Source organism: Propionimicrobium sp. PCR01-08-3, from assembly GCF_030286045.1.
Taxonomy (GTDB): domain Bacteria; phylum Actinomycetota; class Actinomycetes; order Propionibacteriales; family Propionibacteriaceae; genus Brooklawnia.
In genome coordinates, this window is sequence record NZ_CP127390.1 from 99,404 (window position 1) to 121,940 (window position 22,537).

At 65.3% G+C, this 22,537-nt stretch carries 26 protein-coding genes and 2 tRNA genes; 15 read left to right on the plus strand and 13 right to left on the minus strand.

All coding sequences use genetic code 11. The features are described 5' to 3' along the window. Position 1: 1 nt before the first annotated feature. Positions 2–640 (minus strand): hypothetical protein, encoded by a 639-nt coding sequence (locus QQ658_RS00460; RefSeq protein ID WP_286025727.1) that lies wholly within the window; start codon positions 638–640, stop codon positions 2–4. A 23-nt stretch (positions 641–663) separates the two neighbouring features. Continuing rightward, complete coding sequence (locus QQ658_RS00465) at positions 664–1,599, minus strand: hypothetical protein (protein WP_286025728.1); 936 nt, start codon at positions 1,597–1,599, stop codon at positions 664–666. A gap of 151 nt (positions 1,600–1,750) precedes the next feature. Between QQ658_RS00465 and QQ658_RS00470 the strand changes: the two genes are divergently transcribed. Then, the gene (locus tag QQ658_RS00470) at positions 1,751–2,134 is read left to right on the plus strand and encodes a cold-shock protein (protein WP_286025729.1); all 384 of its coding nucleotides are present in this window, start codon (positions 1,751–1,753) and stop codon (positions 2,132–2,134) included. Then, complete coding sequence (locus QQ658_RS00475) at positions 2,131–2,895, plus strand: DUF3027 domain-containing protein (RefSeq protein ID WP_286025730.1); 765 nt, start codon at positions 2,131–2,133, stop codon at positions 2,893–2,895. The genes QQ658_RS00470 and QQ658_RS00475 overlap by 4 nt, the downstream gene beginning before the upstream one ends. 3 nt (positions 2,896–2,898) lie before the next feature. Here the strand turns inward: QQ658_RS00475 and QQ658_RS00480 are convergent, their stop codons facing one another. Continuing rightward, positions 2,899–3,207, minus strand: coding sequence for a DUF2530 domain-containing protein (locus QQ658_RS00480; RefSeq protein WP_286025731.1), 309 nt, complete (start codon positions 3,205–3,207; stop codon positions 2,899–2,901). A 45-nt stretch (positions 3,208–3,252) separates the two neighbouring features. On the opposite strand from QQ658_RS00480, the gene QQ658_RS00485 reads away from it, so the two are divergent. Beyond that, positions 3,253–4,788: an NCS2 family permease gene (locus QQ658_RS00485; protein WP_286025732.1), complete on the plus strand. Its 1,536-nt coding sequence runs from the start codon at positions 3,253–3,255 to the stop codon at positions 4,786–4,788. A 25-nt stretch (positions 4,789–4,813) separates the two neighbouring features. On the opposite strand, the gene QQ658_RS00490 is transcribed toward QQ658_RS00485, so the two are convergent. Beyond that, complete coding sequence (locus QQ658_RS00490) at positions 4,814–5,470, minus strand: DUF7691 family protein (protein WP_286025733.1); 657 nt, start codon at positions 5,468–5,470, stop codon at positions 4,814–4,816. Positions 5,471–5,695: 225 nt separating this feature from the next. On the opposite strand from QQ658_RS00490, the gene QQ658_RS00495 reads away from it, so the two are divergent. The 6 genes from QQ658_RS00495 to QQ658_RS00520 all read left to right on the plus strand — a co-directional run bounded on the left by QQ658_RS00495 (position 5,696) and on the right by QQ658_RS00520 (position 10,239). Next, positions 5,696–6,670 carry an NHL repeat-containing protein gene (locus QQ658_RS00495; protein WP_286025734.1) on the plus strand — a complete coding sequence of 325 codons (975 nt, stop codon included), beginning with the start codon at positions 5,696–5,698 and terminating at the stop codon, positions 6,668–6,670. Positions 6,671–7,005: 335 nt separating this feature from the next. Beyond that, positions 7,006–7,698 (plus strand): metal-dependent transcriptional regulator, encoded by a 693-nt coding sequence (locus QQ658_RS00500; protein WP_286025735.1) that lies wholly within the window; start codon positions 7,006–7,008, stop codon positions 7,696–7,698. Between the two features lie 373 nt (positions 7,699–8,071). Beyond that, positions 8,072–8,147, plus strand: a tRNA-Arg gene (locus tag QQ658_RS00505). Positions 8,148–8,323: 176 nt separating this feature from the next. Continuing rightward, positions 8,324–8,875, plus strand: a complete 552-nt coding sequence (locus tag QQ658_RS00510) for an NADPH-dependent FMN reductase (protein ID WP_286025736.1) — start codon at positions 8,324–8,326, stop codon at positions 8,873–8,875. A gap of 34 nt (positions 8,876–8,909) precedes the next feature. Further along, entirely contained in the window at positions 8,910–9,287 is a 378-nt protein-coding gene (locus tag QQ658_RS00515; protein WP_286025737.1) for a hypothetical protein, read from the plus strand. Between the two features lie 70 nt (positions 9,288–9,357). Continuing rightward, a complete protein-coding gene (locus tag QQ658_RS00520; RefSeq protein WP_286025738.1) occupies positions 9,358–10,239 on the plus strand; it encodes a hypothetical protein in 882 nt (293 codons plus the stop codon). Positions 10,240–10,410: 171 nt separating this feature from the next. Here the strand turns inward: QQ658_RS00520 and mscL are convergent, their stop codons facing one another. The 4 genes from mscL to QQ658_RS00540 form a co-directional block, all read right to left on the minus strand. After that, positions 10,411–10,779, minus strand: coding sequence for a large conductance mechanosensitive channel protein MscL (gene mscL, locus QQ658_RS00525; protein ID WP_286025739.1), 369 nt, complete (start codon positions 10,777–10,779; stop codon positions 10,411–10,413). A gap of 165 nt (positions 10,780–10,944) precedes the next feature. Then, entirely contained in the window at positions 10,945–11,559 is a 615-nt protein-coding gene (locus QQ658_RS00530) for an SAF domain-containing protein (protein ID WP_286025740.1), read from the minus strand. Between the two features lie 314 nt (positions 11,560–11,873). Continuing rightward, on the minus strand, positions 11,874–12,209 hold the full coding sequence (locus tag QQ658_RS00535) for an FmdB family zinc ribbon protein (RefSeq protein ID WP_286025741.1): 336 nt from the start codon (positions 12,207–12,209) through the stop codon (positions 11,874–11,876). Between the two features lie 105 nt (positions 12,210–12,314). Further along, entirely contained in the window at positions 12,315–12,983 is a 669-nt protein-coding gene (locus QQ658_RS00540; RefSeq protein ID WP_286025742.1) for a 5-formyltetrahydrofolate cyclo-ligase, read from the minus strand. Positions 12,984–13,000: 17 nt separating this feature from the next. Here QQ658_RS00540 and QQ658_RS00545 point away from each other — a divergent pair, with 17 nt between their 5' ends. The 5 genes from QQ658_RS00545 to QQ658_RS00565 all read left to right on the plus strand — a co-directional run bounded on the left by QQ658_RS00545 (position 13,001) and on the right by QQ658_RS00565 (position 16,764). Beyond that, complete coding sequence (locus QQ658_RS00545) at positions 13,001–14,263, plus strand: molybdopterin molybdotransferase MoeA (RefSeq protein ID WP_286025743.1); 1,263 nt, start codon at positions 13,001–13,003, stop codon at positions 14,261–14,263. Beyond that, positions 14,256–14,969: a GNAT family N-acetyltransferase gene (locus QQ658_RS00550; protein WP_286025744.1), complete on the plus strand. Its 714-nt coding sequence runs from the start codon at positions 14,256–14,258 to the stop codon at positions 14,967–14,969. Before QQ658_RS00545 ends, QQ658_RS00550 begins: the two co-directional genes overlap by 8 nt. Positions 14,970–15,144: 175 nt before the next feature. Further along, positions 15,145–15,912 (plus strand): hypothetical protein, encoded by a 768-nt coding sequence (locus tag QQ658_RS00555; RefSeq protein WP_286025745.1) that lies wholly within the window; start codon positions 15,145–15,147, stop codon positions 15,910–15,912. Positions 15,913–16,135: 223 nt separating this feature from the next. Then, positions 16,136–16,208: transfer RNA gene (locus tag QQ658_RS00560), tRNA-Ala, on the plus strand. A 130-nt stretch (positions 16,209–16,338) separates the two neighbouring features. Next, a complete protein-coding gene (locus QQ658_RS00565) occupies positions 16,339–16,764 on the plus strand; it encodes a hypothetical protein (RefSeq protein ID WP_286025746.1) in 426 nt (141 codons plus the stop codon). Here QQ658_RS00565 and QQ658_RS00570 read toward each other — a convergent pair. The 4 genes from QQ658_RS00570 to QQ658_RS00585 form a co-directional block, all read right to left on the minus strand. Beyond that, positions 16,748–17,954 (minus strand): IS3 family transposase gene (locus QQ658_RS00570; protein WP_286025747.1). Its coding sequence is split into 2 segments (ribosomal slippage): positions 16,748–17,668 and positions 17,670–17,954, totalling 1,206 coding nucleotides; the frame shifts between segments, so codons are not numbered across the junction. The genes QQ658_RS00565 and QQ658_RS00570 overlap by 17 nt on opposite strands. Positions 17,955–18,016: 62 nt before the next feature. After that, positions 18,017–19,003, minus strand: coding sequence for a carboxylesterase family protein (locus QQ658_RS00575; RefSeq protein WP_286025748.1), 987 nt, complete (start codon positions 19,001–19,003; stop codon positions 18,017–18,019). Then, complete coding sequence (locus tag QQ658_RS00580) at positions 19,000–20,025, minus strand: NADP-dependent oxidoreductase (protein ID WP_286025749.1); 1,026 nt, start codon at positions 20,023–20,025, stop codon at positions 19,000–19,002. The genes QQ658_RS00575 and QQ658_RS00580 overlap by 4 nt, the downstream gene beginning before the upstream one ends. A gap of 41 nt (positions 20,026–20,066) precedes the next feature. After that, positions 20,067–20,453 (minus strand): DUF1304 domain-containing protein, encoded by a 387-nt coding sequence (locus QQ658_RS00585; RefSeq protein WP_286025750.1) that lies wholly within the window; start codon positions 20,451–20,453, stop codon positions 20,067–20,069. Between the two features lie 100 nt (positions 20,454–20,553). On the opposite strand from QQ658_RS00585, the gene QQ658_RS00590 reads away from it, so the two are divergent. Continuing rightward, positions 20,554–21,129 (plus strand): TetR/AcrR family transcriptional regulator, encoded by a 576-nt coding sequence (locus tag QQ658_RS00590; protein ID WP_286025751.1) that lies wholly within the window; start codon positions 20,554–20,556, stop codon positions 21,127–21,129. Between the two features lie 288 nt (positions 21,130–21,417). Here the strand turns inward: QQ658_RS00590 and QQ658_RS00595 are convergent, their stop codons facing one another. Beyond that, on the minus strand, positions 21,418–22,161 hold the full coding sequence (locus tag QQ658_RS00595; protein WP_353057967.1) for an MFS transporter: 744 nt from the start codon (positions 22,159–22,161) through the stop codon (positions 21,418–21,420). Positions 22,162–22,537: the final 376 nt, after the last annotated feature.

Here is a 22,537-nt window from a genome sequence, read left to right on the forward strand (position 1 = left end):
GCTAATGCTCGCCCTCCAACGGAGGATCGTTGATGACGACCGGTGCCAGCTTCTCGGCTGCCACGATCCGGTGGGTCGGGATATTCAGCCGGGCCCCGGCTCGCCGCACCAGATAGGCCGATCCGTGCGCCACATAGAGCACCCGGACGACCGCCCGGGTCAGCGTCCCGTCTTCTTCGGCGAACGCCAACCGCACCCACAGGTCGTCCCGGCTTGCCTCGGCCAAGACCGGACGCCAATCGTTGCCTGCGGTTCCAGGTTGTATGCCGACCGCACCCGGGGAGCCGGAGCCCGAGTCGGCGTCCTGGCGGCTGCCGGATCCGAAGAAGCGATCGCCTCTCAATACCAGTGCGACCTCGCGGGGCAGGATCACGATGTCGTTGTTGACCGGACGCAAGAGTCCCAGTGCAAGCAGCCGATCGATCGGTGACGATGCGTCGCGCAGCGTCACATCGCGGCGGGCATCCGATACCGATCCGATCGGCGGACCCCAGACCAACCTGCCCAACACGGTCAGCTCGTCGGAGCCGATCGCCTCCAGGGCGCGGGTGATCTCGGCATCGCTGAGCGGCTCGGCACTTGCCGGAGCCAGCCCGCCGGGAAACGGGTCGAGCCGCGGATCGGCGTCCCGAAACGGCATTGCTGATGCGTCCGAACTCATCGTCAGTACCGGGGGCGCCGAGATCTCTGGTTGCGCGACATGATCGCTATGCCTGCCAGGCAAATCAGGCACAACAATCGGGCAATGTTCTGCAGCTGATCCTCATAGAAATAGCCGAGATACCAGAAAAGGCTGACGACCAAGGTCAGCGAACCGCAGATGGTGACCAGTATGCGTCCGGGCACTTTCTTGATCGCTGCGATGACGCCGGAACAGATGATCGCGAACGGCGCGAGCCAGCCCCACAGCATGCCTGTGATGAGCAATCCGATGACCCAACTCAGCGCTTGGGAATTGGGTCGCGATTGCTGCCGGCCGTTGTATCCGCCCTGGTAATAGGACGAATATGAACCGGTTGCATAGGGGTTTGCCGGATAAGGCGAGGGGCCTGCCGCATAGGGATTGGCCGGATAAGGTGACGGACCGGTCGGATACTGTGCCGCGGGCATCGCTCGCCCGGGCTGAGGCATGCCCGGGGCAGGCGGGAAGCCGGGCTGTCCCGTCGGCTGACCAGGTGCAGGCCACGACTGGGTTCCGCCCGCGGGAGCGCCGTTCGGCGGCGGCAACGCGCTCAACTCTTGCGAGTCCAACTCGCCGCCGCTGTCTTCGTCCCAGGATTCGGCCAACGCACTGGAGGTCGTGCTGGCCGGCACCGGCTGGGTCGGGTCCCAGGTGTTCACCGACTCGTCGGGCGGGGCTTCGAGGAGGGGCTGATGGGGATCACGTCGTTCGGACGGGGCGGGCGCGATCTGATCGAGCGGACGCGCCTGCCCGTCCGGAGGAGCGAAGTCTTGAGGGGGAGCGGCCGGGCCCGGCGTCGCATCATGAACAGGCTCGGAACCCGAGAGCGGGGGAGCAACAGGACTGGCGAATCCGAACGGCCGGGTGGCCGGAGCATCCTCGGTGCTCGCCAAGTAACTCGCGCTCGCCTGTGTCATGGCGTCCAGTGTAGGCGGCGGCCGAGTCGGCGGAAGTAGGTGCGTCCGGGTATCCTTTGAGGCGTACGGGTATCCCCACCCGTTCCATTTACTACGAGACGACGTTCGTGTTCACTGGTACCGGTAAATACGAACGAAGAGAGAGGTTGCGGTGCCCAGCGGCAAAGTGCGTTTTTACGACGCAGATAAGGGTTTCGGCTTCATCGCCAAAGACGGCGGTGGCGATGTGTACGTGCGCGCCGACGCCCTGCCCCAGGGAGTTGCTGCACTGAAAGCCGGGCAGAAAGTCGAGTTCGGCATCATTCAGGGACGCAAGGGTGAGCAGGCGCTGTCGGTGCAGCCCGTCGAGTTGCCGCCATCGCTGTCGAAGGCTGCCCGCAAGAAGCCCGAGCAACTCGCGGTGATGTTCGAAGACCTGATCAAGGTGCTCGATACCCTCGGCAACGGTTACCGCCGTGGCCGCTACCCCAATGCACAACAGTCGGCCAAGGTTGCAGGTATGCTGCGGGCCGTCGCGGACGAGCTGGAGTTATGAGCGAAGTCGATCAGATAATTGCGGATTCCGTCGAACTCGCACGTCAGGCGGCCGTCGAGACGGCCGGTGACTTCGGGGTGGGCGGCTACCTCGGCAGCAAGGTCGAGGATGGCGCCAGGCAGGCGACCCACCTGTTCGACTGCCCGCATCCGGCCTACCACGGATGGCACTGGGCGGTCACGATGACCCGTGCCTCGCGCGCCCGCTATGCCACGGTCAATGAGGTGGTGCTGCTGCCGAGCGACGAGTCGTTGCTGGCGCCTGCGTGGGTTCCGTGGTCGCAGCGGCTGATGCCCGGTGACGTGAAGCCGGGCACCTTGCTGCCCACTCCCGACAACGATCCCCGGCTGGAGCCCGGATACGGCGGCGGTGAGTTGGCTGCCGACACCGATCCCGCCGAGTGGGCGCAGACCCGCGCCGTCGTGACCGAACTGGGACTCGGACGCGAACGCGTGCTGTCGCCATTGGGGCGCCAAGAGGCCGCCGAACGGTGGCTGGCCTCCGATTCCGGACCGGACAGCTCGTCGGCCAAGCAGGCGCCCGGCGAATGCGTGACTTGTGGGTACTTCGTCCGGTTGGGCGGTGCGCTGGGCGGCATCTTCGGCGCCTGCGCCAACGAGTACTCGCCCTACGACGCCCGGGTGGTTTCGGTCGACCACGGCTGCGGCGGTCACTCCGATATCGTCGCGGACGAACGGGTTGCCCGGTTGCCGGAGCCGGTGTACGACACGATCAGTGTCGATGATTCCCTGTTCGACTGAGGCTCAAGCAGTAGGTGCGGCGATGCCGCGGGCGGCGTCCTTGGTTCGTTTGTTGCGTCGCCAGGCGCAATAGCCGGCGGCGACGACCCCGATCCCGACACCACACAAGCCGACCGCGAACCACCAGTCCGGCACCGCCCAGGTGCTTCGTCCGGCATAGAGGACGACCAGGCCGAGCACAAAAACCAAGGTGCCGATCGAGAAGACCCGCACGCCGTCATCGTGGATCGGCTCCACGGGAGCCTGCTTCAGCAGCCGCTCGGGTGAGCGGATAGCAGACTTCGGGCTTGTTACGGACGGGTTATCGCTCATGGACTCAATATTAGAGAGTCATAGCGGGTGCCTAGCATTACTACCATGACCTCCTCTTCGGCACAGGGTGCTGCGATCGCGGGTGGCGATCAACAACAGTCGGGATTGGATCGTTGGTTCGAGATCACCAAGCGGGGTTCGTCGCTCCCGCGCGAAGTCCGTGGCGGCCTGGTGACGTTTTTCGCGATGGCCTACATTCTCGCTCTCAACCCCCTCATCATCGGCACCGCAACCGATAAGAACGGCAATCTCGTCTCGGGTGCGCCGAAATTCACCGACGCTGCCCAGACCGTGGTTGATGCGGCCGCTGTGGGCCAGTCGATCGGCATGGTGGCGGCGGCCACCGCCTTGGTCGCAGGCGTGATGACCATCTTGATGGGAGTGGTCGGACGCTTCCCGATCGGTATCGCCACCGGTCTCGGCCTGAACGCGATGCTCGCCTACGTGGTGGCCCCGCAAATGACCTGGCCGCAGGCGATGGGCCTGGTGGTCTGCGAAGGTGCCGTGGTCACGCTGCTGGTGCTGACCGGATTCCGCGAGGCCGTGTTTCGCGCTGTGCCGCCGAGCCTGCGCACCGCCATCAGCGTGGGCATCGGCTTGTTCATCACCCTGGTCGGGTTGGCGGACGCCGGCATCATCCGCCCGGGCAGCCCGCTGGTGGAACTCGGCGTGGGCGGTTCGCTGGTCGGCTGGCCGATCTTCGTTTTCGTCGTCACCTTCGTGCTGCTCGCGATCTTGCAGATGCGCAGAGTCCGCGGCGCCATGCTGTGGGCCATCTTCGGCGGCACAGTGCTGGCGGTGATCTTGGAAACCATCGCGAAGATCGGAGCGGTGGGCGAAGAGCACGCCACCGGTTGGGCGCTGAACGTGCCGGCCTTCCCCGGCTGGCAGGCATTCGCCAGCCCCGACCTGTCGCTGATCGGCAAGGTCGACATCATCGGCGGCTTCGCCCCTGACGGCAATGCCACGCTGGCGAGCGTGTTGACCGCTGCGCTGCTGGTCTTCAGCCTGCTGCTCGCGGACTTCTTCGACACGATGGGCACGGTCGTTGCGGTCGGCGCCGAAGGCGGCATCCTCAATAAGGACGGCGAGCCTCCGCATCTGCGCGAGATCCTGCTCATCGACTCCATCGCCGCGCTGGCCGGTGGCGCCTCCTCGGTCTCCAGCAACACCAGCTTCGTCGAATCCACCGCCGGCGTCGCGGAGGGCGCACGAACCGGTTTCGCGTCGGTCATTACCGGAGTGGGATTCCTGGTGGCGTTGTTCATCACGCCGGTGGTCAACATGGTGCCATCCGAAGCAGTCGCTCCGGTGCTCGTCGTGGTCGGCTTCTTGATGATGACGCAGGTCACCGAGATCCCGTGGAACGACATGGAGATCGCTATCCCCGCGTTCGTCACGATCGCGTTCATGCCGTTCTCGTATTCGATCACCGTCGGCATCGGCGCGGGCTTCATCATGTACGTCGTGCTGAAGGTCTTCAACGGCAAGGCGGCCAAGGTACACGTGCTGATGTGGGTGGTGGCCGCACTGTTCCTGATCTATTTCATGCAGGGGCTGATCTCGGGGGCCGTCGCCTGACGGTTGATCGTGTAACGCGAGGGCGTCACGGCATCCAGCTCACCACGAGGTCTGGGGCCGGGCGCGCCTGTTCGGCGGCCTGCTGCGTCCAATCGTCGAAGCCGGCCAAGAAATCGCGGAACGGTTTCACGGACGCAGCAGTCTTGTCGTCCAAATTGGGAGCGATCTCGTCGAGCGCCTGCCGAGTGGCCAGCAGATGGGCGTGCTTGGCGTATCCCCAGCGTTGGCCGGGCATCGGACGCAGCGGTATCTGCGGCTCGTCCTGCAGGAGCTTCTCCAGGCCGAACTGGCTGGGCAGGCCGGCTGCTGCCAGGGCGAAATCGAGGTCCGACATGTCGCGTCCATCGACCTCGACATCAATGCAGCCCCAACTCAACTCGTCCAGCCAGGCCAAGACGATCTGCCACGCGTAGACCTGACGTTCCGGCGCGATGGCGCGAGCCTTCAGCAATGCTTCGACATCCGGTGGCGCCGGACGCTCAGGTACCTCGGGTCGTTCGATCGATTTCTTCATCGCGGGCCCGATGCGTCCGAGTAGGCGGGTGCGTTTGGTGGACTCATTCGCCGGTGCGGGAAACCGCCGGGCCGCGAGTTCGCGCAGCTGCGCCGCGAATCCGGGCTCGGCCCTGAAGATGTCGCGGAGCTCGGTAATGCCGATTGCATATTCTGACAACCGTCCCATGACATGAGAGTAGTCGCACAACCATCGGCGGTGTGGTGAATACGGTTGGGCCCATCATCGATCCTGGCTGTCCCCACGAGGACGCTCGGCGCGGTCGGCTCGGCGGCACCGGCGGGCGTTGGCTAGACTGTCGCGGGTATTCGAGTGACGGGAGCGCCGATGGATAAGCGGGCGAGGTATCAGCGACCGCTGGCCTGCGCGGCAGCGTCCATTTTGATTTTCGGAATGGCAGCACCCGCTGCGGCTGCTCCGGGCGACGCCATCACCCTCGCAGACCAGGCCTTGAGCGATTCAGGCGCGTTGGCGGCCGATCCGGCTCGCGGCGTCTACTGGACGGCGAGCGGTTCGGGAGCGGTACAGGCCATCAATGTCGACGGCTCGACCGCCGGCGAGGTGACCTACGCGGCTGATGCCGCCGGCGTCCAGGCTCTCGCATATTTCGACGGCCTGCTCTATGTCGGGGATATCGGTGGTAGCCGGTCCTCGGTCGAGATCTATCGCCTGGAAGCGCTGGATTACGGTACGGCAGCACCGCTCAGTCATTGGACGCTGCACTATCCGGATGGTGCCCATGATGCGATGACCATGATGGTCTCGCCGAAGGGCAATATCTGGATCGTCACGAAAGGCTCGCCCGGCGGTCTCTACTATGCCGAGGCTCCGGGCGCCGTCGGCGAGATCACCATGGAATACATGGCAGAGGCGCCGGAGTGGGTGACCGACGGTGTGTTCCTGGACGCCGAGACCGCCGTTTTGCGCACCTACAACAGCGTCCTCAGCTTTGACATGTTGAACTACGCAGTGACGGCCGCCGAGGCGGCTCCCGAGCAGCCGCAGGGTGAGTCCATCGCCATGTCATTGAACGCCAGCAGCGTGCTGCTGGGCAGCCGCGGGTCCGACCAGCTGGTCGAGGCTGCCGTGCCCAGCACGATGAGCGATGTCGGCCAGGCTCCCTCGGCGCCGCCAGGGGCCGCAGAACCGACGACCAGCGCCCCCGAGGAGTCCTCGTCACCTGCTGAGAGCGAGTCCACCGAGGCATCCGCCGAACCCAGCGGCGAGGAAAGCGAGTTACCCAAGCCGACCAGAAGCCGGGGTACCATGACGGCGGTTGGCATTGCCGCGCTGGTCTCGGTTGCTGCGGGGGCCATCGCGTACCTGACGAGCAAGACCCAATCGAAGAAATACCGCAAGCGGCACTGAGGCCGGCTGCCGAGGTGCCGGCGGGCCGACGTTCGCCGTAGGTCGCTCGCAATTGGGATGTTTGCGTTTGCCGGATTATTTCAGCCATCGGAGCCCGGCAGTTTTGCTGGATCGCCGGGGCGGCCACCGAACCGCCGGCATTTTCTGGGCGTTGGCGTGCCGATGCGGGTAGACGGAATCGGCTGGAAGCAGGAATATAGTTCTGCTCTAAATGGTTGACCTGAGCGTTCCGTGTCGAGTGTTCAGCGCGCCCGTGCCTGGCCCGGCGGATAGACAAAGTTAGGTCACGCTAAGCGTGTCAGTCGGTTAGGCTTTCAGCTAACCAGGAGGGCCCAATGAACGATCTGATCGATACCCCCGAGATGTATTTGCGCACCATTCTTGAGTTGCACGAGGAGGGGATCGAGCCGCTACGTGCGCGGATTGTCGAGCGGCTGCATCAGTCGGGTCCGACCGTGAGCCAGACCGTGGCCCGGCTGGAGCGCGACGGATTACTCACCGTACAGGACAACCGCCGTCTCGAACTGAGCGAGGTCGGCTGGGAGCGGGCCCGCAAGGTGATGCGCAAGCACCGTCTCGCCGAGCGGATGCTGTCGGACATCATCGGCCTCGATTACACGATCGTCCACGAAGAAGCCTGCAAGCTGGAGCACGTCATCGGAGATGCCATCGAAGAGCGTCTGACGGAGCTGCTGAACTCTCCGCAGGAGTCACCTTATGGATGCCCGATTCCGTCGCTCACCGGCGAGCTTCATCCTGAGTCCTTCCGAAATGGAGTGGTCGCGCTGGCCGATGTGGTCACCGGTGAGGTTCAGAGCTTCGAGCTGGTCAGATTGAGCGAGTTCGTGCAGGCCGACGAGGACGCTCTCACCGGCCTGAATGACGTGGGAGTCGTGCCCGGGGTGACGATATCTGCCGTAGAAGTTGGGTCGGGAGTGGAGATCCGCGGCACCGAGGGCCGCGTGCGAGTCGACCGTTCCATCACCGGTGGCATGTGGGTGGACGCCAAGTCGGCCGGCAAGAGTTGAATGAGGGCATAGGGAAAGCGGCTGTCGCTCGAGAGGCCGAAGCCGTCTACCCACCCCCAGGAGACAAATCATCGGCGACAACCGCTTTCGTAAAGTAACAATAGACGATCGCGGCCCGAATGCAAGGTCTGGGGAAAAGTTGCCGGAGATTAGTTGATCTTGTTGTTCTCGGTGCCACGGGTGCGCTGCGGATCAAGCCATGCGGTGCTTACGAGCGAAGCCGAGATGCCTGATCTGAGGATGGGCACGAAGGCCGGAAGCTTGGTCCGGTGCGGCGGGTGGGTCTAGGCTTACCCAGGATCCATTGATGGACCACGCGATAGTCGTGGGCCCGTGGATCGGGCGGCAGATCTGAGCGGGATTGGCTCAGCTTGGCCTCATAGCTCAGGGGATAGAGCAGTGGTTTCCTAAACCATGTGTCGCAGGTTCGAATCCTGCTGGGGCCGCCATCGTGTGATCTATTCGCGCCAAAAGGCGTAACTGCTCCGTCGTGCGGACCGTCGCTATCTGATGCGGCATCGTAAGCCGCGAAGCGGGTGCCGATCTGGTCAACTGTCCATTATCTATGCGGGTTGTCGGTGGCCCGCGGTTGAATGGAGATGTTGACAGCAACAGGAGGTTGTTTATGAAGGTCGGAATCATCGTTGGATCAATCCGCGAGGGGCGCAGAGGTCTCGGGGTTGGCAAGTGGGTGCTGGAGCGGGCATCCGAGCGCCGCGAAGCCGAATTCGAACTCATCGATCTGAAGGAGTTCGATGTGCCGCTGCTGACTTCGCGCACGCTGCCGTCGGTCGCGAACAAGCAGTACGGCTCGGAGAACGTGCGGCGTTGGAGCGCGGCGATCGATGCCTGCGATGCCTATATCTTTGTGACGCCCGAGTACAACCATGGGCTGCCGGGCGCATTCAAAAACGCCGTCGACACGCTCGGTCCCGAGTGGACGGGCAAGCCCGTAGGGTTCGTCTCTTACGGTTCGGTGGAGGGCATCCGTGCCGCCGAACAGTGGCGCCAGGTCGTCGTGAACTTCTCCATGGTCGACGTGCGGGCACAGGTCTCGCTGTCGAATTTCACCGAGTTCGCGGACGACGGGACGCCGACGCCGCGTCCACAGCGTGAAATCGACCTGAAGGCACTGCTCGATCAGCTGCTTGACGCGGCCAGGAGGGCTGCTCGCTAGCCGGAGGCGAGCAGGACCAGGGTAAATTGCAGCTATGAGCGGGGCACAGTTGGGGCGAATGGTCGCTCGATCATTGACCGACCACGATGTCTTCGCCTTTGGTGAGGCCGGGGCTGAACTCGATGATCCGGCCGAGATTACTGTCGCTCTGATGGCCGCCGGATGGGGACGCGAGAAGGTCGCGGCTGTGCGCCGAGACGCGCTGGCAGCTGACCGCCCGTGGCCGTTCATGGTTTCTGCGGCCGAACGAGGCGGTATCGGGGCCGCACAATTGCTGGCCGCGAGCAGGCTGGTGGCCGAACACCTCGGGGTGGGGGCTGAGGTACGGCTGCGAGACGCGTCCATGCCGCTCAGCCCGCATGATCGGGCACTGCTCAATGAGCGTCCTCCGCACCACGGAAATGTGGGGTGACCAGGTGAGATACCTGCAGCTACGAAGCGACAACTCGTTGTGGCAAAGGCATCGCTGCACAGTCATGAAGGTGGTGGGCGTTGGAGCGGCGCTGACGTTGCTCGCCGGGTGCACGAGTGGAGCTCAGGGAACTGATTCGCTGCAGGCCGATGTCGAGGACATCCTCGACCAGGCGGGGCAGCAGGTGCTCACCCGGCTGGTCATCACCCCTGAGGCGGAATCGGTCAAGGTCGGGTTACGTACGGATGGCACCGAAGTCTGGTGGACGCATGACGGCGCCGGTGAACAGGTCGATCAGCCGTCGATCACCGGAGCCAGCCGTGCCGATGCGATCGATTTCGAGGCTCTGGCGGATCAGCTGAATTCGCTGCAGACGACCTGCAACACGAACGCACAGGTCGAGGCATTCGTCTCCGTGACCGGAGATGTGATCGCCGATTCGGTGTGCGATGGCACTATCGCTGCGTCGTCGATCAACGGATCCGAACCGCAACCCGTAGATCTCGACCTGACCGATGGCGAGGACCTCGACCGGGCGCTGGCCGAGGTGGCGGCCATCCTGCCGAACGGCATTGTCTATCAGCTCAGCCTGCCCGGCCCCGCATCTCCGCGAGGGCAGACCTTGCGTGCCGACGGCAATCCATGGGTATTGGCGGACGGCACCTCATGCCTGCCCGGTTATATCCGGGCGATGCAGCCCGCAGCAGGCGACGGCCTCCGTAACTACGTATGTGATGGTCATGGTCAGCAAACCGTCGACGGCCAAACCCAGGAGGCGTTCGACCCGACCGAGATCCGTGGGGCAGATCTCGCCGCAGCCATCCAACAAGCGTTGGACGAGAGCGGCTACGACCCGCAAACGGTCTCGTACTACGCGATCGAGGAAATGCTCACGACCGGCCTGGTGCTTCTTGCCGTCGGGCCCGAGGACTATTACCAGGTCGCTCTCTGAGCGCGCGGCAATTTTGGGCCGAAGTGCAGCGTCCACACTGACGTCATGCCGAAACTGCTCGAACAAGCGTGTTGATGTGGCAGACGATCAGTTACCGGCAGTCCACAGTCCATGCGCGATTTAGTCGCGCTGAAGAACTGGCGCGTCGAGCAGCGCTTCTTTCGAGATAGCTCAGTTCTTCTTTTCGGCCAGCAGGTCGCGGATCTCCACGAGCAATTCGGTCTCCGTGGCCGCGTCGGCTTCGGGTTCCTTGTCGGCGTCCATGCGCTCACGCAGCTTGTTGACCGGCAGCACCAGGGCGAAGTACACGACGGCCGCCACCAGGACGAAACCGACCAACTGGGTCAAGAACGGCCCGACCGGCACGCCTCCCGGCATCCAGTCGTCGAAGTTCGGCGGGCCGCCGAGCACCATGGAGATGAGGCTCAACACGATATTGGTGAACGCTTCGACAACGCTGTTGAACGCCGCGCCCATGATGAAGGCGACCGCGAGTTCAATGAGATTGCCGCGCATGATGAAGTCTTTGAAGCCTCGCATGGGTACCTCTCGGATCGGGGGCAGATAACACCGGCAACGGCGTCCCTAGTGGTCGCCGACCCGACTGACTATAGGCAAACGCCGTTGGGCTCCAGCGGATATCTCAGCGGTTTGCACTTCGCCTACAGCGGATCGAGATGGTGTCCTGTCATTGACACTGCCCTGTCATTGCATGACGATCCCCATTCTCATCTGGTTGGACGCCGCAGCCAGTTGTGCCGCAGTCTCGGCGTCCGCGGCGACGACCACCAAGGCGCCGGACTCGCCGCCCAGGCTTCCGCTCTCGGTGGTAGGCAGTGCCGCGATCCGCACATCGGTCGCAATATCGATGACGCCACCGTCAGAACTGGAACCGACAACCGAGATACGGTCGCCGACGTGCAGCAGTGCGACCGTGGCTGCGTCCGGGACCCGGAACGGCACCAACCGCTCGTCCGCCTCGGTCATATCGCGGCTACTGAGAACGGCGGCACCGGTCAGCACGCTTCCCTGCGTGAGCGTTGCGGTAAGCACGCGTCCGACCACTTCGTCCGGGTCGCTCAGCGCTTCGGCAGGCATCAACTCGATGGGCATCTCGATCGTGGTGATGTCGGCGGCGGTCAGGGTGCTGCCGGCGGTCAAGGCATGAGAGGCCACCAGCACCGGCGTCGATTCGGGTTTGGCCGGTGTGAGCACCGACAAGATCGCGAAGAGACAGACCATGGCCGCCGCGATGCCGAGACCACGCCGATGCCATCTCAAGAACCGGGCCAGTCGGTTGAAGGCTGATGCTGGATTCACGCACCCATGATTGTTAAACGGGCAGCAAATCGTTCAAATTTCCTGCGCGTTGTGGATAACCCGCGGTTCCCGAGATGACGGGTCGAGATTTGGGGGGTGCTCCTGCCTTCAATCGTTCAGGGTGCGAACGACTTGGACAGGTAGGACACGCCTGCTGAACGGTCTCGCTCACAGTAGATCGCAACCTGGCAGAGTCTGCAGGTATTGCGGGCGCGAACGTGCGCTCGGGCAGCCTGCCCTCGTCTTGCAATCGAGAGTGAATGTGCCGGCGGGCTGTTGTGTTGTCGGCGCCCGGCGCTCTTGCTGTAACCCGGTCAGGCGGCGGCGGATTCTTTGGCCGGCGAGCTGCTCGAGTCCGACGAGCCGGCCGAAGCAGCGCTGCCGGAGGAATCGGACGACGAGGCCGTGCCCTTCGAATCGCTGGTGTCGGTGACGACCGAGTGACCGGATGCCGGGGCAGCAGCGCTCGAGGCCTTGCGGGAATCGGTTGCGTAGAATCCGGAGCCCTTGAACACGATACCGACCGCATTGAAGACCTTGCGCAGTGATCCGCCGCACTCGGGGCAGATGGTCAGCGGGTCGTCAGTGAACTTCTGAAAGGCCTCGAGGTCGTTGTGACAGGCCTGGCAGCGGTACTGGTAAGTGGGCATCTGGCTCAGCTTTCGACGTTGTCTTTGGGGAAGCACCCGCTGCCGGTGAGTAGCACTCGGGCCTTCCGACTGCCAATCATAACGCTTCTGCCGGCCGCCGCGTTATCAGGAGCCGGTCGTTGCGGTCAGTTGCCCAGGCTGATCGGCGCAGGTGGTCTTGATCGTCCGATGGGGAGTGACGAGCCAGTGGACCGGTTGATCGTGTGGCTCCTGGGGAGCCTGGCGAACCTCGTCCTCGTTGAGAAGCACGATCACCGGAGCGTCGGCACGCCGGTGCAGCAAGGCACGGTCGAACCATCCGCCTCCGGTGCCCAGTCGGCTGCCGTCAACACCCGCACAAAGCGCCGCTGCGATCACCACGTCGGCCTGCCGGAGTGCGGCACCGCCCAGCCCAAGTCCCGCCGGGTCGGGAATCCCGAAGACTCCGGGAACCAATTGATCGGTTCCCTCGAAGAGTGCCCAGTCGGGCGCGGGGCGTCTACGTCCGTTCTTGTCGACGCTCAATTTGGGGACGAGGAGCCGGTAGTGTTCGGCCAGTTCGCCGACCAGATCCAGCGTCCCGGGCTCGCCGGGCCTGGAGAGGTAACAGGCCAACGTCGCCGCGCCCGAAGAGGCGTGGCCATCCAACAGTTCGGACACCAACGCCAAGACCCGAGCGTCGCGCAACTGATCGTCCGCATGCTGCTCGGCAAGCGATCGTGAGGTTCGGCGGGCACGAATCTCGGCACGGATCAGTCCACGCGTGGGCACGGCTGCGCGTGGTTGCTGAATCATTCACCTATCGTAGGGCCATGCGCTTGTTCAAACGTCGCAGCGAACCTGTCGAGGTCGTCACCGAACCCGAGGAGACTGCTCCAGAACCGACTTTGCCCGAACCTCCTGCCGCTGATGCGGATGGTCGCCGCAGTGTCGCCGACGAGAAAGAGTATCTGCTTTCGTTGGTGACGCCGCTGCCCGCCTTCGGCATGTACCTGCTGGATGCGTGGGGCACCGCCGTGTGTGAGGACATCATCACCGACAACAATCTGCCGGACGATGACCTCGTGGCGGTTGCCGGATATGCGGTGCGCGCCGACGATCTCGCGGGTGCCGGCGCCGGTGAGGTCCGGCTGCAGGTACGCGCCGGCGACAAGGCCCGCAAGCCCGGATCGGCAGTGCGGGTACGCCAAGGCCAGCCGCTACCCGAGGGCATGGACGCCGTGATCGCCGACCGGGACGCCGAGCTCGATGATCAGGCGTTGACCGTCACGCATCCGGTGAAGTTGGGGGAGCATGTGCGGTGGAGCGGCTCCGAGGCTCGCGCCGGGGTGCCGATCATGCGTTCGGGCGAACGGCTGGACGCCCGGAATAGCGCGTTGCTCGCACTCGCCGGCGTCGACCGGGTGCTGGCGCGTCCGCGTCCGAGGGTCGTGGTGCTGAGCGTGGCCGAGGAAGAAGGCCACACCGACGTGGAGTCGCCGCTGCTTGCGTCCGCCCTGAAATCCGATGGCGTGCAGGTGTGGCGGGTCAGCAATGCCAGTGGCACCGATCGTGAGCTGCAAGATCTGATCAGTGACCAACTGATTCGCGCCGATATCGTGCTGGTCTCAGGCGATCTGGATGATGCCGGCCAGCTGACCCGGGTGGTGGCGGCCATGGGTTTGATGGACGTCGCCGATGTGGCTCTCGAGCCGGGCGGACGCATCGGCCTGGCGCTGGTCGGCGAAGACGAGATCCCGTTGATTCTGCTACCGGACGATCCGGTCGCGTCCTATGTCGAATACCAGTTCTTCGTGCGCCCGCTGATCCGCAAACTGATGGGAGCCCCCGTGGTGAACCAGCCGGTCACCAGATGCATTGCGGGCGGCGAGCTGCGTGGACGCGAGGGAACCGTGTCGGTCAGGCTGGGCACGGTGCGCACCCAGGAGGGCGAGAAGGTCGTGGTACCGCTCGGCAGCCCGGATTATCCGCGATTGACCGACCTGGTCAGTGCGGATGCGCTTGTGGTGCTCGATGAGACGGGGCCGGTGATCTCCCTCGGTGAGCGGGTGGGATGCTGGCTGCTTGATGACTGAAGCCGATTCGCCTGAACGGCCGCTCGCGGGCTGGCCGACGGGTGTCGTGCTGCCGGCGAGTCACCGGTGGCCGGTCGCCGTCCGGGCGGGCGCAGTGGTCTTGCGTCCGCTCGGCAAGCGCGATGAAGCCGCGTGGGATCAGCTGCGGTCGTCCAATTATTCGTGGACGCACGAGTGGGATGCGACGCTGCCTCCCGATGGAACGGGCCATCCGCTGCCGTATCAGGCGTGGCTACGGAAGACGAACAAGCAGGCGAAGAGCGGTGGGATGCTGCCGTGGGCGTTGGCGATCGATCGAGATTGGCCCAGTTGCCCGAAGCGCACCGAGCACACCGAGGTGATCGGTCAGGTCACGGTTTCGAATATTCTCACCGGGTCGGCCAGATCGGGAGTCATCGGATACTGGATCGATCGCGGTCATGCCGGTCAGGGACTGATGCCGGCGGCGGTGGCGTTGGCCTGTGACTATTGCTGGCAGGTGATGCGGCTGCATCGCATCGAGATCTGCATTCGTCCGGAGAACGCGCCCAGCCTGCGGGTGGCTGAGAAACTCGGCTTCCGTGACGAGGGAATGCGTCCGGCTTATCTGCACATCAATGGCGAATGGCGTGACCACCGGGTGTTCTCGCTGAATCGCGGTGAGGTGCCCGGCGGTCTGCTGAACCGTTTGCTGGCGAAGGGCGAGGTGCCGGGCCTGGCGTCCTGAGAAACTGACGGAGGCTGCGCTCGTGCGCTCCGTTCTTCACCCGGTTTGCCAGCAACAGGCCAGTCAGGCGCACGACCCGGGAAGCGGCGCGCAGCGACAATCCTCCGGGGCCTAAGTTCGGTATCCGCGGCGCGCCTTGGTGACGGTGCGAGCGGTGGGCCCTAGTTTTGGTCGCGTGATGACAGGAGTGATCTTCGGGGCAATCGTTGTCGTGTGGCTGATCATTCTTGTGCCGCAATACTTGGGCCAGCATGATCAGCAGGGCCGGATAGATGAGCGCACGATTGATGAGTTCGCGGACTCGATGCGGGTTATTCGCCGTAGTGGCGAGGCGGATGCAGATTTTCTGAGTGATTCGGGCGCGCCGGTTTCGACCCCGTGCACCCGGCGTGCCGCCAGGCGTGATCTGCATGCCATTTCGCATACCTCGATGCGCCGCCGCAAGGTTGGATTGCTCGTGCATCTCGTGATGGTTGCGGTAGGTGTGGCGCTGCCGTTCGTATTGCCGATCTCGCATTGGTGGACGGCGCTGCCGATTGGTCTGCTGATCGGGTGGATCGTCCTGAGCCGGATCAGCGTGGTGACCATCGACCGCATGCTCGCGGCCGAACGCGAGGAACTCGAATTCGGCAACGAAGAGATGACCGTCGTCATCGGAGGCTCCGCGATGAGTCATGAAGACGAGCACACGACCGAGACCGAGCGGTCGATCGATCTGGACGGCCCGCTCGCCGATAACCTCGGATCATTGTGGGACCCGATTCCGGTGACCCCCACCACATATGTGTCGAAGCCGTTGCTGCCGCGTTCTGTCCGGACGATCGACCTGTCCGCCCCGGTGTCGTCCAGCGAATTGGGCATGCCCGTTACCGCGGAGCGTCCGGTTGCGCAGTCGGACGATTCGAGCGCGCAAGACGAGTTGCCGCGCGCCGTCGGCGAGTAGCTCGGCGGCTCCGGCGCCGCGGGTTTACCCCGAGCGATGGGAGCGTTGCTGTCAACGGTCACGTTGATCCCTGGGCTTTGAGATCGCCGCGGGCGAGCGTCTGAAATTCGCCGCAGGACGAATGCGCGCCCTCGTGGCGGAGGTCTTGCCATCCTCGACGACAGAGTTTTGGGGTGGAACGGATGGTTCGTGTACCATCATCGGGTACCGCGAAAACGGACATGGGGCATTGGCGCAGTTGGTAGCGCGTCTCGTTCGCAATGAGAAGGTCAGGGGTTCGAATCCCCTATGCTCCACTCCACGCACAAGGCTCGAACCCTTGCCAACGTCAATGTTGGTAGAGGTTCGAGCCTTGTCGGCATCTGCGGCCCAGGTCAGCGCGTTGGCGTTGACCTGGGGGTCGAGCAGCATTTCGAAGGGCCGGTTGTGCTCGACGCGCAGCTCGTTGTCCTCGTCGATGAAGACCTTGGTGAAGAAGGCCCGGTTGCAGAGCCGCCGGTTCGTGTCGTCGCAGCGGGCGTAGATGTCGGCGCAGTTCGCGAGGAGCCCGAGCGCGTCGTCGAGGTGTGCGCGGGCGTCGGCGTAGTCACCATAGTGGGCGTCGATGCGCCGGGTCACCTTGTCGAGCTCGCCCGTGATGCGGTCCTGCTCGCGTTTGAGGACGCTCAGCGGGATGGCGTCGGCGTAGTGGGCTTGCATGAGCCGGTCTTGCTCGCCTTCGAGCCGGTCGCGGTTCGCGGTGAGCCGTTCGAGTTCTGCGGTTTCGGCGGCCATGAGCCGGTCGAACTCGTGGTGCAGCATCCGGGACTGATGCGCGATCAGGTGTCAGCTGGGGTTAGGCCGCCAGGCTGACGGTCGGGTTCATGATGGTCTCGTATTCGATGGGGGTCAATCGGCCCAGGCGGGCCTGCCGGCGGCGTCGATGGTAGGTCCGCTCGATCCAGGTGATGATCGCGATCCGGAGATCTTCTCGAGTTCGACAGCGCTTGCGGTCCAGGACGTTCTTCTGGAGCAGGGCGAAGAAGGACTCCATCGCGGCGTTGTCCCCGGCAGCACCGACTTTGCCCATCGATCCGATGAGGTGATGGCGGTTCAGGGCGTGCACAAAGCTCCGCGCTCGAAACTGGGATCCTCGGTCCGAATGCACGATGCAACCAGCCGCATCACGACGCGTGACCGCGTTGTTCAGGGCGTTCACCGCGAGGCGGGCCTTCATCCGGTCGCTGATGGAGTAGCCGACGATCCGGCCGGAGAACACGTCCTTGATCGCGCAGAGGTAGAGCTTCCCCTCGTCGGTCCAGTGCTCGGAGGGGGCACCTCCCGCTGCGATCATGCGCGGAGCGCGCAGCGGGGGAATGTCAGTCAGCCATATCTCGTTGACGTCATCGGCGGTGAAGTCGCGCTTGATCAGGTCGTCGTGCACGGGCGGTCCGGGGCGCTTGCCGTTCTTGCCGCGCTTCTTCCCGAACACCGACCACCACTGATTGTCCCGGCAGATCCGCCACGCGGTCCGCTCACACATCGACTCACCAGCGGCTTCCGCTTCCCCGGCGAGGAACCGGTAGCCGAACTCGGGATCGTCACGGTGGGCGTCGAACAGCGCGTTCGCCCGGTAGGCCTCGACCAGCTCGGACTCGGTGACCTGCTGTTTCCGCCAGCGGTAGTAGGGCTGGCGGGAGAGCTTCAACACCCGCAAGGACACCGCGACAGGGACCCCGTCGGCGGCGAGCTCACTCACGAGCGGGTAGAGCCTTTCCCGGCAGATTCGCCTGCGAGAGGTAGGCGGCAGCGCGGCGCAGGACCTCGTTCTCCTGCTCCAGCAGCCGGATCCGCTTGCGCGCATCACATAGCTCGGAAGATTCCTCTCGGGTCTTGCCGGGCCGGGCACCGTCCTCGACATCGGCCTGGCGCATCCAGTTCGTCAAGCAGGACTCCGAGATCCCGAAGTCCTTCGCGATCACCGAGAGCTTCTGGCCAGGTTCACGGTTCCTCGCAACACACACGACGTCGTCACGGAACTCCTGGGGATAGGGAGCGGGCATGGTGCACATCCTTCCCTGCGACGCTCTCCAGCGCCACAGATCATGTGACACCTACCCGCGCATCAGTCCCGGGTCTTCGTGAGCCGGGCGAACAGCGTGCCTTCGTTATCGGTCGTGACGATCAGCAGCGGCACCGAGTGTCCGCGGCCGGTGGAGAGCACGTCCAGCGGGTGCTCGGGCAGGAGGTCTCCGTCGATGGTCGAGGCGTAGCTGAGAACGCCTGGCCGTTCGACCTGTTCGGCAGCCAGTGCCTGATCGGCCGCGTCGAGCAGCCGAAACGGGTCGACGTCACGCAACGCCTGGGCGGCGGAGTCCTCGTCCGCTCCGAGGGCTTCGGCCACGGCTCGGGCGCGGGCGTCGGCTCGCTCGTGACCGGTGATGGATGCGACGGGCGAGGATTGGGCGATGGCCGCGTGGAAGAGGCCCGCCGCGGCCGGTGTCGCCATGAGCGTCGTCACGCCGAGCGCGCCGGCGGACTGACCGGCGAGGGTGACGTTGTCCGGGTCTCCGCCGAACGCGGCGATGTTGCGCTTGACCCACTGGAGGATCGCGAGCTGGTCGCGGAGACCCAGGTTCCCGTCGATGGGGTGGGCGGGGGTGGAGTATTGGCTGAAGTCGATGAAGCCGAACGGTCCGACTCGGTAGTTGCCGGTGACGTAGACGATGTCTTCCGCAGCGAGGAGGGGCAGCCCGCCGAAGAGGGGGTAGGAGCTGGTCCCGCCGATGTTCGATCCGCCGTAGAGGAACACCAGCACCGGCTTGAGGCCCGGAGCGGTCTGGGCGCGCCGGGTGACGTTGACGGTCAGCGCGTCCTCGCTGATCTGCCCGGCGACGGCCCCGAGGCCGACCCGCTGGATCGGTGCGGGGCCGAACGCGGTCGCGTCCCGCACACCATCCCAGTCTGCGGTCGGCTGCGGGGCCCGGAACCGCAACGGTCCCGTGGGCGGGGCCGCGAACGGGATGCCGCGCCAGGTGTCGACCGAGCCCAGACGGGCGCCGCGCAGGCGCCCGCCCGGTGTCGAGACGATCAGGTCGGTCTCGTCGCTCATGCCTGCTCCGGGGCGATGCGCACGAGCATCTTGCCGGTGTTGGCGCCGCGCATCATGTCGAGGAAGGCGTCGACGGTGTGCTCGATGCCGTCGACGATGGTCTCGTCGTAGGCGATCTTCCCGGCGGCGAACCAGGCGGTCATCCTCTCCTGGAACTCCGGGGCGAGGTGCAGCCAGGCCGCGAGGGTGAAGCCGCGGAGGGTGAGGGCGCGGGTGATGACGTTGGCGAGGTTGTCGGGCCCGGGGGCGCGCTCGGTCGTGTTGTAGCCGGCGATCGCCCCGCACAGGGCGGCTCGGCCGCCGTCGTTGAAGGCGTCGAGGGCGGCTTCGAGGTGGTCGCCGCCGACGTTGTCGAAGAACACGTCGATGCCCTCGGGGGCGATGGCGGCGAGCTGTTCGCGCACGGGGTCGTCCTTGTAGTTGAAGGCCGCGTCGTAGCCGTACTTCTCGGTCAGCAGCGCGACCTTCTCGGCCGATCCTGCCGAGCCGATGACGCGGCGCGCACCGAGGAGCTTGGCGATCTGCCCGACGGCGGTGCCGACGGCCCCGGCCGCACCGGAGACGAACACCGTGTCACCCTCCTTCAGCCCCGCGATCGCGGTGAGGCCCACGTAGGCCGTCAGCCCGGTCATGCCCAGGATATGGAGGCGCAGCGACAGCGGCAGACCCGGCACCTCCGGCACGACGCGGAAGGTCGCGGCGTCGGCCTGCACCGTGTCACTCCAGCCGTGCTGGTGCAGCACGACGGCCCCCACGGGCACCTCGTCCGCTGCCGAGGCGACGACGCGGCCGATCGCGCCGCCGGTGATCGTCTCGCCGAGGGCGTAGGGGGCGACGTAGCTGCGCACGTCGTTCATTCGCCCGCGCATATAGGGGTCGACGGAGACGAACTCGTTGCGCACCCGTACCTGGCCCGGCTGGAGGTCGCCGTGCTTGACGGTGACGGCGCGGAAGTCGTCGTGGGTCGGCCAGCCCTCGGGGCGACGGGCGAGCTGAATCTGGGTGCTGGTGAACGCAGACATGCGGAGGTGCTCTTTCTCTCGGGTGGAACGGGGGATCGGGGTCAGAGAGCGAGGCCGATGGCGAGGGCGACGACGCCCAGCGCGGGGATCACGCCCTGCTTGAGCGCTGCGGCGGCCTTGTCGGGGCTGGACAGCAGCAACACGAGAGCGGCGGCGGCCATCGAGCCCGCACCGGTGAATACGAGCGTCGCGCCGATCGCGGTCTGGCCGATCGCGACGAACACGATCCCGAGGAACACGGCGATGGCGAGGAAGAGGTTGTAGAAGCCCTGGTTGAACGCGAGGGCCTTCGTGGGAGCGGCCTGCTCGGCGGTGTGGCCGAAGGTGGCCTGCGCGCGCTGGCCGGTCCAGCCCAGCGACTCCAGGACGAAGATGTAGACGTGGATGAGCGCGGCGACGCCGGCGAGGATGAGTCCAGCGATGACCATGGCGGTTCCCTTTCGATGAGCGCGGCGGCAGCCGCGAACCATTCTGTATCGGTCAGTCTAGTATATACTGGATCGAACGGAACAGAAAGAGGTAGTCGGCATGGCGCGAACCCTGGCCTTCGACCGCGACGCCGCCGTGCGCTCAGCCCGCGAGGTGTTCTGGCGCGACGGCTACGCCGAAGCCTCCCTCCCCGCGCTCGAGGAGGCCACGGGACTCAGCCGGTCAAGCATCTACAACTCGTTCGGCTCGAAACGCGGCCTCTTCGACGCCGCCGTGCAGAGCTATCTGAACGAGGTCATCCGCCCCCGCCTGCGCCCGCTCCAGCAGGAGTCCGTCGACCGATCCGCGATCCTGGACTACCTGGACGGACTCCGAGACGCGTTCTCGCGGGCCGCGGGCCTGCCCGGATGCCTCCTCGTCAACACCGCCGGAACCACCCTGGCCGCCGACAGCGAGGTCGCCCGGATCATCACCGACTACCGGCTCGAACTGCGCACAGCGATCGGCAACGGCGTGAGCGCGCACCTCGCAGGCGACGACCCCGCCGACATGGAGCGCCTCACCGACACCGTGACCGACCTCGTCATCGCCGCCTTCGCCCTCGTGCGCGTCGCCCCAGACGTGGCCATCCACACCCTCGCCACCGCGCGCGACACCGTCACGGGCGAGCAGTAGCGGTCGCGCGCACGACCGCAGCCGAACGTCTTCGAGTGTGAACCGCGGACTGAGTACTGGCGACGAGGCGGGCATGGTCAGGTTCGCGGTGCGGCTGCGAATCTGATCATCGGTCGATAGCCGACAGTCAAGGCGGGGTCTTTTCTGTTGCAGCATCGATCCGACTCGGAGAACCGCTCCGGTCGACCGGAGTGCTGACGTGCCCGCTCACGGGTGTTCGTGCTGCGCAAGCCACTCCTTTCGGGTGCGGGTGGGTACCTGCTGGTCACTCGCTCGCCGCCGTCGTGCTCAGTCGGTGACTTGTGCCGGGCCGTGGTCAGACAATGTTGAAGAGTCGTCGTTCTTGGGGCGGATGAGGAGGAACGCGAGCGCTGCTCCGACGAGAAGCGCGATGGCGGCGGCGGCGAAGGCTGCGGAGTAGCCGTTCACGAGCGAGGCCAGCGATCCCTCGCTCGTTCCGGTGCCGCGCTGGGCGGCGGCGCCCACGGCGGAGAAGATGGCCAGTCCGAGCGATCCGCCGACCTGAGCGGAGGCGTTCACTGTGGCTCCGGCCGCTCCTGCGTCGTGTGTGGGGACTCCGAGCAGGGCGACGTTCTGCAGGGGGACGAGGAGAAAGGCGAGGCCGGCTCCGGCGAGGAGTAGACCGGGGAGGACTTCGGCGAAGTAGCTGCCCTGGGGACTGATGAACGTCAGCAGTGCCATGCCCGCGGGTGCGATCAGGGGCCCGGTGATCATGAGCCAGCGAGGGCCGAAGCGTCCGAGGAGCCTGGCCACGATTGGTGCGAGCAGGGTGGAGGCGAGCGGCATGGGCAGGGTAGCCAGCCCCGCGACCAGCGGTGTGAATCCGAGGACGAGCTGCAGGTGGAAGGCCAGGAACACGGTGGCGCCGATAGTCACGGAGCCACCGATGGCCTGGAGCAGGAACGCGCCGGCGCGAGCCCGGTGGGTGAGGATTCCCAGCGGCAGGAGCGGATGTGAACTGCGTCGTTCCACCAGCGCGAAGAGGACGATGAGGACGATCCCCGCGGCGATGAAGCCGAGGGTGTCGGCCGCACGCCTCGCTCACGCAACCGGTCAGCGAGGCGTTGACGGCTTACACCCAGATCACCTGCGATCAACCGCAGGATCTCACCACCCATGTAACGGCGCTGTGCCTCATCCAGCATCGCCAAGGTCAACCGCGGAACCGGACTCGGGAGCGCCCGCGTGGAGGTCGGCGATACCGTGAACTTCTTGCGCCGCCGACGGATCGCACGATGCGACGAGACCGCCAACTGGAGCGATGGGGCAAGGTTCGAGCACTGTCGCGCTACCTCCACGTAATCGGCAACGTTCGAACCTTGCCCCGCTTCAATGCGGGATGGGGGTTCGGGCGTTGCCTTTTCCACCCTGTCGGCTCTTGCATAGT